Source organism: Spirosoma rhododendri (assembly GCF_012849055.1).
GTDB classification, from domain to species: Bacteria; Bacteroidota; Bacteroidia; order Cytophagales; family Spirosomataceae; genus Spirosoma; species Spirosoma rhododendri.
Genome location: NZ_CP051677.1, coordinates 5,472,589 through 5,486,899, shown reverse-complemented (window position 1 = coordinate 5,486,899; position 14,311 = coordinate 5,472,589). Strand labels below are relative to the sequence as shown.

The 14,311-nt window shown below is 55.9% G+C and carries 9 protein-coding genes; 5 read left to right on the top strand and 4 right to left on the bottom strand.

The annotated features are described in order from the left end of the window. Positions 1-169: 169 nt before the first annotated feature. The gene (locus HH216_RS23045; protein ID WP_169552997.1) at positions 170-811 is read left to right on the top strand and encodes a YciE/YciF ferroxidase family protein; all 642 of its coding nucleotides are present in this window, start codon (positions 170-172) and stop codon (positions 809-811) included. 72 nt (positions 812-883) lie between these two features. Here HH216_RS23045 and HH216_RS23040 read toward each other — a convergent pair whose 3' ends face one another. Continuing rightward, positions 884-2,686, bottom strand: coding sequence for a cell shape determination protein CcmA (locus HH216_RS23040; RefSeq protein WP_169552996.1), 1,803 nt, complete (start codon positions 2,684-2,686; stop codon positions 884-886). A gap of 188 nt (positions 2,687-2,874) precedes the next feature. Between HH216_RS23040 and HH216_RS23035 the strand changes: the two genes are divergently transcribed. The 4 genes from HH216_RS23035 to HH216_RS23020 all read left to right on the top strand — a co-directional run bounded on the left by HH216_RS23035 (position 2,875) and on the right by HH216_RS23020 (position 9,760). Next, complete coding sequence (locus tag HH216_RS23035; protein WP_169552995.1) at positions 2,875-4,410, top strand: magnesium chelatase; 1,536 nt, start codon at positions 2,875-2,877, stop codon at positions 4,408-4,410. A gap of 277 nt (positions 4,411-4,687) precedes the next feature. Further along, the gene (locus HH216_RS23030) at positions 4,688-5,494 is read left to right on the top strand and encodes a metallophosphoesterase family protein (protein WP_169552994.1); all 807 of its coding nucleotides are present in this window, start codon (positions 4,688-4,690) and stop codon (positions 5,492-5,494) included. Positions 5,495-5,523: 29 nt separating this feature from the next. Beyond that, the gene (locus tag HH216_RS23025) at positions 5,524-6,396 is read left to right on the top strand and encodes a hypothetical protein (protein WP_169552993.1); all 873 of its coding nucleotides are present in this window, start codon (positions 5,524-5,526) and stop codon (positions 6,394-6,396) included. After that, the gene (locus HH216_RS23020; protein ID WP_169552992.1) at positions 6,380-9,760 is read left to right on the top strand and encodes a glycosyltransferase; all 3,381 of its coding nucleotides are present in this window, start codon (positions 6,380-6,382) and stop codon (positions 9,758-9,760) included. Before HH216_RS23025 ends, HH216_RS23020 begins: the two co-directional genes overlap by 17 nt. Positions 9,761-9,930: 170 nt before the next feature. Here HH216_RS23020 and HH216_RS23015 read toward each other — a convergent pair whose 3' ends face one another. The 3 genes from HH216_RS23015 to HH216_RS23005 all read right to left on the bottom strand — a co-directional run bounded on the left by HH216_RS23015 (position 9,931) and on the right by HH216_RS23005 (position 14,220). Further along, entirely contained in the window at positions 9,931-10,317 is a 387-nt protein-coding gene (locus HH216_RS23015) for a hypothetical protein (RefSeq protein WP_169552991.1), read from the bottom strand. A 130-nt stretch (positions 10,318-10,447) separates the two neighbouring features. After that, on the bottom strand, positions 10,448-10,768 hold the full coding sequence (locus tag HH216_RS23010; protein ID WP_169552990.1) for a heavy metal-binding domain-containing protein: 321 nt from the start codon (positions 10,766-10,768) through the stop codon (positions 10,448-10,450). Positions 10,769-10,821: 53 nt separating this feature from the next. Then, positions 10,822-14,220, bottom strand: a complete 3,399-nt coding sequence (locus HH216_RS23005) for a choice-of-anchor Q domain-containing protein (protein WP_169552989.1) — start codon at positions 14,218-14,220, stop codon at positions 10,822-10,824. Positions 14,221-14,311: the final 91 nt, after the last annotated feature.

Below are 14,311 nucleotides of genomic sequence, written 5' to 3'. Positions count from 1 at the left end.
GGGCATTTTGGCACTGTAGATTTATAGCATTACCGAAACGATAGGGTGTAGAAAAATAGATACACTTTTTGTGATGGATCGGGCGTAATAAACTGATAGTCAGTAGATGGATTGGTATTTGCTAGCTATATATGAAGAATACCCTGATTGTATAAAACTGAAACTGATTATGGCATCGCTAACCGATCAAATAACGGCCTTCTTCGGCGGCAATGACTCGGCTGCTGACGAGGGACTACGCGATTTGTTCATCACTGAACTGAAGAGCGTTTATTATGTAGAGAAAAAGATCGTCGACTCATTAGGTAAGCAGGTCAGTGCCGCCACGAGCGATGAGGTGCGGGACGCATTCCTGCACCACCAGGAAGAAACCCGCACCCAGATCACCCGGCTCGAAGATATATTTCGTATTCTGAGCATTGCCGCCGGACAGCATACAAACAAAGCCGTCGATGGGTTGATTGACGATGCCCAATTTTTTGTCGATGATACGGAAAACGGTTCGCTGACGCGTGATGCCGCCCTGATCATCGCGGCTCAGAAAATCGAGCACCTCGAAATTGCCTCGTACGGGTCGCTGCTGACGCTGGCGCGTGTGCTAGGCTTCGATCAGTCGGCGGAGTTGCTGACACTGACGCTGGAAGAAGAAAAAGCGGCTGATAAAAAATTGACCGTGCTGGCGGAGTCGTTCGTCAATCAGCAGGCGAAGGAAGAGGAGACGCCCGGTAGCCATCATCAGAGCCGGGCCCCGCAGATCGACCCCGATGACCCGAATCAAAACGTCACGCTGGGCGGTACGCTGGGTATATAGCTATCATCCGCAAAAAAGAAGGTCGCACTGAACACAAGTTCAGTGCGACCTTCTTTTTTATGGAGATATGACTTAGTTGGCTGGTGTGAAGTTGGCTGACGAACAGGTCGTACCCGCGTCGTTAATCACGCAGATTTGCCCGGTTACGGTGCCGGTCGGGATCGTGATAATCAGGCTGGTACCCGATATCCGGAACGGCGCGTTCAGGGTGCCGCCGTTAACGCGTACGGCTGTTGTGCTGGCAAGGTTCTGCCCCGACACGATCAGTTCACCGCCAATTTTGGTCGATTTAGGCGTAAAGTCAGTGACCGTAACCGGGCGGATAACGGTAAATACGTCGGTTTGTGCCCCTTCGCCAGTGGCGTTGGTGACCCGGATAGAACCGCTTTGCGCGTCTGTCGGAACCAGAATCCAGTGTTCGTTATCTTCGTTGCGACCCCCTTCGGCGGCTGGGGTGCTGGAATTGAAGAAATAAAACTGGGCGTTCTGTAGATATGTACCCCGCACGACGATGCGCTCGCCGGGCCGCGCTTTCTGCGGAATGATGTCGGTAACGGTTGGTCGCTGCACGATCACGAGCGGACTGCTGGTGGTAGCCTGCCCGGCCCGGTTGACAACCGTAACCAGCCCACCGGCGATACCGGTCGGGATGCTGACCTGCACAGATGAGCCTTCCGTACGCCCGATGATGGGTACCGTCTGAGTACCGATTCGTACATCCGTAATGCGGTACACGCTGTTGCCCGTAATCGACAGGTTGGCGTTGTTGACAATACGAGCCGGGCTGAGCGACAGGTTGCTGGGCGCGACGTAGTAGACGAACGGCTGCGAAAACTGGGCTGTACCGCCAACGCTGCTAACGCCGAGGGTGTAATTTCCGGCCTGCCCCAGCGCGGGCAATGTGGTCTCCAGCAGCGACGACGACAGCACCCGGAAGGGTGCCGGTACGCTGTTGAACGTCAGCGCAGTTACGTCGCCGAGGTTGACACCCGCCAATTGAATACGGTCGCCCGCGATGCCGTCGAGGGTGCTGACAGAAGTAATGGCCGGTGGCCGGATGATTTTCAGACTGTCGGCGCTGGTCGCAACCAGTTTTTCAAAAACCGTCACCGTCACCTTACCCGACGTCGCATTGTCGGGAATGATTGTTTTGATCTGATTATCCTGAATCGTGGTCTGATCACGGTTGGTTGCGAGTCCGTTGATGCTGACGACACCATCGCTGAGATTTACGCCCTGCACGATGAGTTCGGTCCCCGGCCGGGCCTGCCGGGTCGACAGGCTCGTGATTTGCGGAGTACCCGCCACAATGAACGGCACGGTGAAGGAGCCGCCTTTCGTCTCCACAACAATAAATGTCTGGCCGCGCGGAATCCCCGACGGTACCCGCAGTGTCAGCTTCGTATCGGTACTGTCCTGAATGACGGCCGACAGCTGATTAAACCGAACCGTATTGATCTGGTTGAGGTACGCCCCCGTAAGCACGATTACTGAGTTGGGCAGCCCATTCGCCGGGTCGATTGTGGTCAGGGTAGGGGCGGGCTGGAGAATTGTGACTGGAAGCGGGTCGGACGTGCCCTGACTATTGCTCACCCGTACGGTTGTTTGCCCCGGCGCAATCAGTGGTACGGTTACCTGAATTGTATTGTCGGTAGCGTTGACAACCCGCCCGGCGCTTGTCGATCCGTCTTTGCTGGTCGAAAACGTAACGGATGGCTGGGAGCCGAACTGATTACCCGACAGGGCGATCGACTGCCCAACGAACACCGAATCCGGGGTGGCCCGCAGTAATTCGGGCGGAGCCATCTGAATGCGGCAGGCAGCGAGCAGCGCGCCGAAGAACAGGATGAATAAGCGGGGTAAACTTGATTTCATAAACAGCAACGGACGGTTTTGCCCCGCGCATGAGTAGTAAAAGTAGCCAATTTCAGTGTCCAAAAACCATTTACAGATAAAGCCTGTTAGCTTTTATACAGGATGAGTACCGGACGCAGGCTCACGACGGCGCTTACACAGACACCCGTTTAGTCCGGAAAATCAACTGCCTATCTGCCTTACATCCAATGAACTACAGAAGCCTGAAAGCCTCAAATTTAGTAAAGATCACTACGCTTGGCGAGCTGAAAGCCGCTGGTTACCAGTCGCGAAGCATCAAACAGGAACTGCGCGACAACCTGATTGAACGCATCCGGGCCAAAGAAGTCGTTTTCCCCGGGATATGGGGATATGAAGATACGGTCATTCCCGATGTGGAACGCGCTATTCTGTCGATGCACCACATTAATTTGCTGGGGTTGCGCGGGCAGGCTAAAACCCGGATCGCCCGGCAGATGATTCGCCTGCTCGACGAATACATCCCGGTAGTGGCAGGAGCCGAACTGAACGACGATCCGCTGCAACCGCTGTCGCGCTTTGCGATCGACCTGATTGCGGAAAAAGGCGATCAGACACCCATTGCCTGGATGCACCGCGACGAACGGTACACCGAAAAGCTGGCAACCCCCGATGTGTCGGTAGCCGACCTCGTGGGCGACGTCGACCCGATCAAAGCTGCCACGCTGAAACTGCCGTATTCCGACGAACGGACCATTCATTACGGTCTGATTCCGCGCTCGAACCGGTGTATTTTTGTTATCAACGAATTGCCCGACTTGCAGGCCCGGATTCAGGTGTCGCTGTTCAACATTTTGCAGGAGGGCGATATTCAGATTCGTGGATTCAAACTTCGCCTGCCGCTCGATATTCAGTTTGTGTTTACGGCTAACCCCGAGGACTATACGAACCGGGGTAGTATTGTAACCCCGCTGAAAGACCGGATCGACTCGCAGATCGTGACCCACTACCCGAAGTCAATCGAGATTGGGAAAAAGATCACCATGCAGGAAGCCATCGTGAAAAACGAGCAGAAGAGCATGGTGAAAACCAACGAACTCGTTACCGACCTGATCGAGCAGATTGCGCTGGAAGCCCGCGAAAGCGAATACGTCGACGCCAAGTCGGGCGTGTCGGCCCGGATGACGATCTCGGCCTATGAGAACCTGCTGTCATCGGCGGAACGCCGGGCGCTGCTCAACAACGAGAAGGAAACGCAGGTACGTATCGCTGACCTGTACGGCGTAGTCCCGGCCATCTGCGGCAAGGTCGAGCTGGTATACGAGGGTGAGGTGGAAGGACCGGTGATCGTGGCGCAGAACCTGATCGGTAAAGCCATCCGCAACCAGTTTTTGCAGTATTTCCCGAACCCGGAGAAAGCCAAGAAAGACAAGCGTGGCAACCCGTACCGGAAAGTAACCGACTGGTTTGGGGATAGTAACACGATGGATATCCTGAACGATCTGAGCAATCGCGATTACGAAGCCCGGCTGAAAACCATCGACGGACTGGATGATCTGGTCGATACGTTTCATCCACGACTGAGCAAAGGCGAAAAACTGTTCATGATGGAGTTCGCGCTGCACGGCCTGGCCGAACATTCGCTGGTCGGCAAGAAGGCGATGGATACGGGGCAGTCGTTTAAAGACCTGCTGGGCTCGATGTTCAACCCCGGATCAGATTTCGGTAAAGAGGACGACGAAGAAGACGAAGACGATCAGTACTAATCGGACGTTGCCTTAGTCGGTAGTCTTACACCAGTCTGAGGTACGTTCAGAGGTCTGTGAAGACACAGACTTCGGGAAAGATAAGTAGTTCCGACAGGCGATAAAACACGATAGTATTAGTTTCTGAAAAGGCTATTCATTGCCAGTTGGGCAGTGGGTAGCCTTTTTTCGTAGCTGGTCATTAACAAATGTTTAACCCGGCATTAATGCTGTTTTTAAGTAGTTATACGTCTTTTGATGCGGGTCAATAAGCAGTTACATAGGCTTGACCCGCTGTATGTTCGCTATCAACCGCCGTACTTTCCTGCAAGTTTCGCTCAGTAGTGCCTCGGTCGGGCTGCTGAGTCAGTGCCAGCCCGCCGATGTGTCGCCCTCGCTGCGCTTTGCCGTGGCTTCCGATGGGCACTATGGCGAACCTAACACACCGTCGGACACATACTACACCGACCTGCTGACCGCCCTGACCAACCGCCACCAAAGCAGCCCGCTCGATTTCGTCGTTATTAACGGCGATCTGATTCATCAGGGCAATTCGGGCCTGCTCCCCGCTACGAAAGCGTATCTCGACAAGCTGCCGGTGCCGTACTATGTCACGCGCGGCAACCACGATCAGGTCAGCGTGGCGACGTGGCAGGCGCTCTGGGGCTACCCGACCAATCACGTTGTTGAACTGCCGAAGGCGACGCTGGTACTGCTCGACACGTCCGACGAAACGGGAGCATATCTGTGTGGCGATGCGGCCTGGCTTCGTAAGGCCATGACGACCGTGCGGGCCGACCTGCCGGTGTTTCTGTTTATGCACATCCCGTTTATTCACAACGTGCAGGGTACCGACGTTTGTGGCGACATCGTGAAGGTGCTCAACGACTTTCCAACTATCCGGGCGGTGTTCCACGGCCACGATCACACCAAAGATCTGGGCATTTTCTACGGGCAGGCGGCTCTGCTGTTCGACGCGCACTTCGGCAGTAGCTGGGGCACTACCTACCGGGGTTACCGCGTCGTGGAGCAGCGGGGTAGCGATATGTCGACCTACCAGTACGATTACGTCAATCAAAAACAGATCAATAGCCTGACCTTCTGAAGGCTGTTGTTTTGCTATCAACCGTAACTATGAACGTTCGTTTTTATCTGCTCCTGCTCGGAGGCTGGCTGCTGTTTAGTGGTCGGTATGGGCTGGCGCAACCCGTCGAAACAGCACCCAAAGCCGACTCGGTGGGTGAGAAGCCCGTCCGGGCGCTGCTGTTCAGTTATTCGTACATGAATCCGGTCAGCTACCGGGGCCGCACGTTTGGGGTGCATCAGTTCGGGATGATGCCGCAACTTACCTACCAGACCCCCACGAACTGGCATTTTTACGGTGTCGGCTATATCTGGAACAACTTCGCGGAATCGAATTTTGGCAAGATTGATCTGGGTGTTGAAAAGGAGGGGCAACTGGGTAAACACCTGGCGTACACGCTGGGCTACGAACGCTGGTTTTTCCCCTCCGCCGAAGCCGACGAGGTGCAGCCGCTGACCAACTTCACCGAAGCCTACCTCACCGGCGATTGGCACGACTGGTCGCCCGCCGTTGGGATGTACTATATGTTTGGGTCGAGTCAGTTGTTGCAAACCGACCTGCAACTCAGCCGGTACGTCGGTCTGATCGAGCGTGATCGCTGGTCGCTGTTTGCTGAGCCGCTGGTGAAGGCGGTGTTTTCCAACCAGAACACGATTCTGAACGGTATTTACCAGCCGCAGTACGACCGGCGGGGCCGCGCCCTGACGCCGACCAACGTAGCCTCGCGCCCGTATGGGCTGGTCGACGCGGAGGTAAATCTGCCCATCACACTGCAACTGCCCCGCTGGTCGCTACTGGTCGATCCGCGCATTGCGCAGCCGTATAATACCCTGCCCGGCGAACGGACAAAGCCGTTTTTCTACGCCGTTGCCACGATAACCTATTCACTGCATCTGCCTGATAGTCATGGAAAAGCACGATAAACAGGTGTTTTATACGCCATCCCGTCGGCGGTGGCGTGTGTTTCGGGGCGTACTGCTGGTCGGTATGCTTGGCTTGCTTACGGTCGTTGGGCTGATTTTCTGGAGTATCGACGAGCGCGTATTTCCGAAAATGCCCCGTTTGCAGGACAACGAAACGACCTTTCGTAAGCTGGCGATCGTCGACAGCAGCCAAACCGACGGGGCCGGTAGTCTGGGCGTACCGACCAACTTCCGGCGGCATCTGCCCGCCCGGCACGCCCCCGCCAAACGCGCGGCTATCCGGGCGGGGTTTTACGTCAACTGGGATGCGCAGTCGTACCAGACCCTGCGCGACCACATCGGGCAGATAAACATGGTGATGCCCGAATGGCTGTTTGTGGGTAACAAAGCCGAACTGCAAACCGACATCGACGCGCAGGCCGATTCGCTGCTGAAGGCTCATCCCGGCGTGGCCGTGGTGCCGATGATTTCCAATTTCTACCAGGGCAACTGGCGGGGAAAAAACGTGCATCGGCTGTTGAACCACCCAGCACGTCGGCGGGCGTTCATCGCGCAGGTTGTCGCCCAGCTCGACAAACACCATTTTCAGGGCGTCAACATCGACTTCGAGGAACTGAACGAGGAAACCAACGAAACCCTGACTGATTTTGTCCGGGAAATGCACGCGGCCCTGCACCCGAAAGGCTATCTCGTCACTATCGACACGGCCCCGCTCAACGAAGATTACGACCTGCCCGAACTACGGGAATACGTCGATTATATCGTGCTGATGGCGTATGATCAACATTTCAGCACGTCGGCCCCCGGCCCGGTGGCACCGTACCAGTGGATCGAGTATGTGCTGGAAGAAACCTGCAAGCAGATTCCGTCGGAGCAGGTAATTCTGGGTGTGGCAGGCTACGGCTACGACTGGCCCGCGAAAGGGGAGGGCGTCGACATTACGTATCAGCAGGCGATGGCCCGCGCTAACCGGAAGTCGGCCACGCCCGTCCGGTTCGACAACCAGACTTACAATTTGTCGTTTCGCTATCAGGACGACGCGGGGAAGCCGCACACGGTCTGGTTCAACGACGCGGCTTCGGCCTATAACGTGCTGCGGGCTACGGAAGATTACGAAACGGCGGGGGCGGCTATCTGGCGGCTGGGGTCGGAAGACGTACGCACCTGGGATTACTACGCCCGGAACGTGTCGATGCCTGCGCTGACGCAGAAACCGATGAACTGGCAGCAGTTGCAGCAGGTTCCGGCCCTGCCCAGCGTCGATTATCAGGGTGAAGGCGATATCCTGGACGTTGACGCGACGCCCCATGCTGGGCGGCTCAAACTGGAGTACGACACCACCGACCAGCTTATCAGCGAAGAGCGTTACCTGACCCTGCCGACGTCGTACGTGGTTCGGAAGGTGGGGAAAGCCGATAAAACGATGGTGCTTTCGTTCGACGACGGTCCCGACGAAACATACACCCCGCAGATTCTGGACATTCTCGAACGCGAACACGTACCGGCGTCGTTTTTCGTGATCGGCCTGAACGCCCAGCGCAACCTGCCGCTGTTGCAGCGAATGGCCCGCTCCGGCTACGAAATTGGCAATCACACGACGCTCCACCCCGACCTCACGACGGTCAGTCCGCGCCGGTTGTTTTTTGAGTTGAACACCTGCCGACGCCTGATCGAGAGCATCACCGGCCGGTCGACGATTCTGTTCCGGCCGCCCTACAACGCCGACAGCGAACCAAATTCTGCCAGTGAACTTCGCCCAATTGCGCTGGCCGAGCAACAGCACTACTACACCATCGGCGAATCCATCGACCCGCTCGACTGGCAGGCGGGTGTGACCCCGGAGCAGATCCTGACCCGCATCAGGCAGCAGGAAAATCTGGGTAACATTATCCTGCTCCACGACGCCGGGGGCGACCGTTCGGCGACGGTGAAGGCCCTGCCCGCGATCATTCACTACTACAAACAGCACGGCTACCGCTTCGCCACCTTGAGCCAGTTGATGAATCGGCCCGATAGTGAACTGATGCCCGCTGCGCCCGTTCAACAGGCCACGCTCGTCACCGACCGGACGCTGGTGCAGCTTATCTACTACGGCCAACGGACGCTGACGTGGTTGTTTCTGATCGGTATTCTGCTGGCTATGACGCGGGTGCTGCTGCTGGCGGGGCTGGCCCTCTGGCAGAAGAAACGGCAGCGGCCCATTCAAAATCCGTATACCGATCTGGTCAGCATCATCGTACCAGCTTATAACGAGGAACTCAACGCTGTGCGGACCATCGAGAGTTTGCTGGCCAGCACATACGCCAATCTGGAGGTTGTATTCGTGGACGACGGCTCGAAAGACAAGACGTACGATGTGGTAAAAAGGCGCTTTGCCGATGATAGCCGGGTGCAGGTGCTGACCAAACCGAACGGCGGTAAAGCATCGGCCCTGAACCTGGGTGTTGGCCGGGCCAACGGGGCGGTTGTCGTTTGTATCGACGCCGACACGCAGTTGCTGCCAGATGCCGTCGGGCGGTTGGTAGCAGGCTTCACTGACCCGGCCATTGGGGCCGTCGCGGGCAATGTGCAGGTGGGCAATCAGCGCAACGCCCTGACCCGCTTTCAGGCCATTGAATACACGACGAGCCAGAACTTCGACCGCCGGGCCTATGCCGTGCTGAACTGCATTACGGTGGTGCCGGGCGCGATCGGTGCGTTTCGCCGGTCGGCGGTGCTGGCTGTGGGCGGCTTCACAACCGATACACTGGCAGAGGATTGCGATCTGACAATCAGGCTGCTGCGAAACGGCTATCGGGTCGATACCTGCAACGAAGCTATAGCCGTGACCGAAGCCCCCGAAACGCTGCCAATGCTGATCAAACAGCGGGTCCGGTGGTGTTACGGCGTGATGCAGACCGTCTGGAAACACCGAGACCTGCTATTCCGGCGGGGTAGGGCAGGCGGAGCCAACACCGCCGTGGGCTGGCTGGCATTGCCCAGTCTGCTGTTGTTTCAGTTCGGCTTCCCCCTCCTGACACTCGTCGCCGAACTGCAACTGGCGCTGTCGTTCGTAACTGGCACGTGGGGCGTTGTGCTGACGTACTTTCTGGCCTTTCTGGGCGTCGATGCCGTAGTGGCCATGCTGGCTTACCGGCTGGAAGGGCGGTCGCTGCGCTCGTTGTGGTGGTTGCTGCCGCAACGCATGGCCTGGCGATACCTGCTGTTCTGGGTGCTGATTCGGTCGTACCTCAACGCTCTTCGGGGTGAAGTGGCCTCGTGGGGTGTGCTGAAACGAACCGGGCAGGTCGTGCTGACACCCGCTCCTGCGCTGACGCCCGATCTGATCGCCATGCCAGTACAGCCCCCGACTCAGTCGGAGTGATATGACCGTCTGACTGTCACAGTACAACAGCAAATTGTCTACCATCCCTTGCAGGCTCGGAATTGCAGAAAACGGTCGTTCTATAAACCAGGCGTAACCCGTCCTGACCGACAAACAAAAAGCGGCCCCGGAATCAGTTCCGGGGCCGCTTTTTGTTATGCTGACCTTTTTTATCGCGACGATGTTGAACTCATTGGCATTGTCGATTTGCTGCCGCTCTTGCGGTTACGACGACCATTACCACCGTTCATGTTCATGTCGTTGCTACCCGACTGTCCCGACATTGACGAGCCGTCTTGTCTGCGACTCCGTTTCGTGCCCGACATTGAACCGTTTTGATTGTCCATCGAGCCGCTGCTCATCGTGCTGCCACCGGTTGTGCTCATACCCGAGCCACTGTTGCTGCTGTTGCTACCCATTGTGCCTTTGCTGGTACCGGTGCCCGAGTTAGAACCCTGGCTACTGCTACTACCGGTTGTTGTCGAACCCGTTTGCGCCTGAGCACTAAGTGCAGCTAAGCCGAGCACAAATAGACTGGTTAGAATGACCTTTTTCATTGCGTTGAGCGATTGTTGATTTGCTGGTATAACCCGCTGTGTGGCAAAACGTCTAGCAGTGCTGTCTGAAAAGGTGATTAAAAAATAGATTGTCGCGGTAAAGTGTGGCAGCGGGCGACGTGCCAGGCTGTCACTCGAGTACGACCGCCGTGCCGTTGGCCGACACCATCAGCATCGAGCCGTTACCGCCGATGGTTTCATAGTCGAGGTCGACACCGATAATGGCGTTGGCACCCAGCCGCAGCGCCTGATCGGTCATTTCTTTGAGGGCGATGCTTTTAGCCTCGCGCAGTCCCTGCTCATAGGCCCCTGACCGGCCACCGACCACATCGCGGATTCCGGCAAAGAAGTCTTTGACGATGTTGGCCCCGATGATCGCTTCGCCGTTGACGATGCCAATGTATTTCGTGATGCGTTTGCCTTCGACAGACGACGTAGTGGTTATGAGCATAGGGGAGAAGCGGTTGTTTCGGCAAGATACAGCCAACGCTCCGTTTGTGCGTACTATAATCCGGTGAGCGAACGCAAATCGATCTGGGCGGTATCGTCTTCGCCGTTATCGGTGCCGTTGTCGGGTGTCGAGTCGACGTCGGCGGGGCTGGCCTGCCGAATCTGTGCTTTCGTAATGCCCATTTTAGACGCCGTAACCCGCGCCGTAAACCGGACACTGGTCTGGCCACCCGCCGGTATCGACGCCGTGCCCCCCGATACACCGCCGTCGCTGACGCTCAGCCCATCGCCACTAGCTTCAAACTGCTGACCGTCGGGCAGGTAAGCCGTTACCCGTACGTTCGAGGCTGTAGTGCCTCCCTGATTGGTGATGGTCAGTACGTACGTTAGCAAATCGCCCGGCCTGGGAACGCGGTTATCGACCGATATACTCAACGCGAGGTCTACCTTGCCGGGGTCGGGCGTGGGCTGATTCGACTGAGTGGGCGGCAGCGGTACCTGATTCGGGTTGGCCGATGCATAAACCGGGCTATTGGCACCACCCACCCGAATGTCGACCTGAGCCGCATCGTCCTGCCCGTCGCCCGTGCCGGAGTTCGGCTGGCTGTCCGGGTCAGGCTGGTCGGCGGCCGTAATCTGGGCCGCGCTGATGTATTGCCCTGGCTGGCTGGCCTGTAGCTGGTACATAGCTGTGACAGACTCCCCGGCGAGTAGCGTACCAAGATTGCCGGTGACGATGCCATTTTCTACAGAAAGGGTGGTGCCGCCTACGTATTGCACGTTGTCGGGCAAGCGGTGTTGCCAGACAACGCCCGTTGCCGTCGACGGCCCATCGTTTGTCACTGTCAGTCGATACGTTATCGTTTGGCCGACGCCCGCTGTCCGATTGTCGACGCGCAGACTCATACTCAGATCAGAACCAGTGCTAGCTGACGCCTGAAACTCATACGCCCCCATATCGATCCGGCTTTCTGCTACCCGCTTATTTCCCGCTAAGTCAGTCGCCGAAACGGTCGCCATTGTGCTGTTTGGATCGCCCGTGTTGATCGACGGACTACCTGCTTTCAACCGAAAATTACCGTTTACTGGATCGACAAACAGCGGATCGACGTCGATATTAGTGGACCCATACGCAAGTGCCTGAACGTTGGAATAGGTGATGTCGAGTGGCGGGTAAACCGTACTGCCGCTGCCATCGTCGCGGTACCCGAAACCGCCGTTCTTCACAATGCTGTTTTTGATCGCATAGCGCCCTTTCGTGTCGGCACCCGTATGATTGAAGATATTATCACCTGCATTACCCACCCGATTGTTAGCCAGGGTACAGTTTGTGATCGCGGCCTCTATGGTTGATCTGCCAACCCGGTATAGATATAGGCCGCCACCTAGTCCGCTGGCGGTGTTACGATCAATCAGGCAGTTGGTGAGTACTAGCTTCAGGTAAGCATCTGACGAATTACCGCAGTACAGACCGGCCCCATCGGTCGCCCGATTGCCGCTAATTGTGCAATTGCTTAAGCTAAATGTATTGTCGCCGGGTCTAAAGTAAGTGTAGTAATAGATGCCGCCACCCTGATCGGTCGCTGTGTTGTTTAAAAACGTGCAGTTGATGTATGTAGGACTACATAGTCCCGGTAATCCCCCATTATACGCTCCACCGCCTGACGAAGCGGTATTCTGAACAAACTGACAGTTTATCAGTGTCGGGGATGCGTTGCCATAGTTGCCGTCCGCATGCATACCACCCCCGTAGGACCGGGCGGTATTACCAATGACCAGACAGTTGCTTATTTTGGGCTCGCTCTTGTTATTCTGCCCACGCCCGTCGCAGTAGATACCTGCTCCGCTGCTGGGATCGGATAAAGTGCTGCCATTCGCATTTCCACCTGTTATAACAAACCCATCAAGAACGGTCTCCGCCGTTGCGTTTTTCAACACTACGACGCGGTAGCTATTGTCTCTAGTATCATTGGTAATGCCGACGTCTCCAGACAGTGTCGTGCTAAGTGGCTGAGTGAGCACCCGGTTACTGAAATCTGTTTCATTCCCGGCGAAGCCACCGTACACTTTTACACCAGGTGGAATAACAAATGAAGAAGAGCGATCACCCGTGGTAAAAGACGGGAAGTAACTGCCGCCAGCTACCCAGAACGAGGTGCCCGGTGCTGCTTCAGACAAAGCTGCACGCATCGTATAGCCGTTCAGGGCATTACCCCACGAGTTACCCGACACATTATCGCCCGAACCTGCGATGGTAACTCTGACGATACCCGTTACCGAATTGGGGACGTATTCGATGATACCCATATCGATTCGATTATTGTAAAAGCGGGATTTACCCTCATAATCGGTAGCCGATATAGACGATGCCGTACTGTTCGGATTCCCAGCGTCGATGGCTGGGCTAGCTTTTAGTAAGCGGAAATCGTTTGTGTAGTAATTGAAGAATTGAGGGTCCTGGCTAATGTTGCCCGTACCGGAATAGCCGTCTTCGATATCGCTGTACGTAACAAGATGATTGGCTGACTCGCTGTAGAATGACGGTCGCGAATTGGTCCACAAAATAGAGTTGACGATGCTTGGCTGGCAATTGCCGTTGAACCCTCTGCCATGCAGAACGCTACCTCCGTAGTTGTATTTGAATACGCAGTTTGCTATGACGGGTGATGAAAGCCCCTGCGACCCATCGCTTGTGATGGCACTGCCCTGCGCGGCCCGGTTACTCGCTAGGATGCAGTTAGTAAGTTGCGGGCTACAAATACCCTGAAATCCATCATTGTACATCCCCCCTCCATTGCCATTGTTAGACGAGTTGCCCTCTATCGAGCAGTTGACGAACCGGCTGGAGCATACCCCATATCGCCCATTGTTGTACACACCCCCGCCGTTCGAATCGGCATTGTTACCTCGTATTTCACAGTTAGAAAAAACAGGTTCACTACGCCCGCCATTACTACCGTCATTGTAAACACCAGCACCGACATTGTTAAAATCTGATGTGCCGTTTGCCCGACCGTAAATAATACTAACGCCGTCTAATCGGGTGTCTGCGTTTGCATTGCGAAATGTAACCACATGATAGCTGTTCTGCTCATCATTGCCCGCAACCAGATAGCCCGAAAAAATAGTACTGTAAGGACGGGTTGCTTTACGGTTACTCAACGTGGTTTCAGTTCCGGTAAAGCCACCGTATACCTGAACGCCTGATGGAATGAAGAAACTAAGGGTTCGATCTGTGCCAATCGTTGGCTTGTAACTACCGCCTGCGATCCAGAACTGAGTTCCCGCTGAGGCCGATGCCAGCCGCGGCTGTAATTGCGTGCCGGATAGGGCGTCGCTCCAGGAGCCGCCGGATTGGTTGCCGGAGCCGGTTGGCGTAACGTAAACAATGGATTGAGCGACGGCCGAGGAGAGAAAGAAGCAAACGAATAAAGCAGTAAAGAGTTGGCGCATAGATGGATGAACAGGTGCTAATAGGTTGGTAAAAATAGGAACCTGCCCCGTGTCGACGCAACACCGTCTACGAAAAACACGCGGCTTCGTT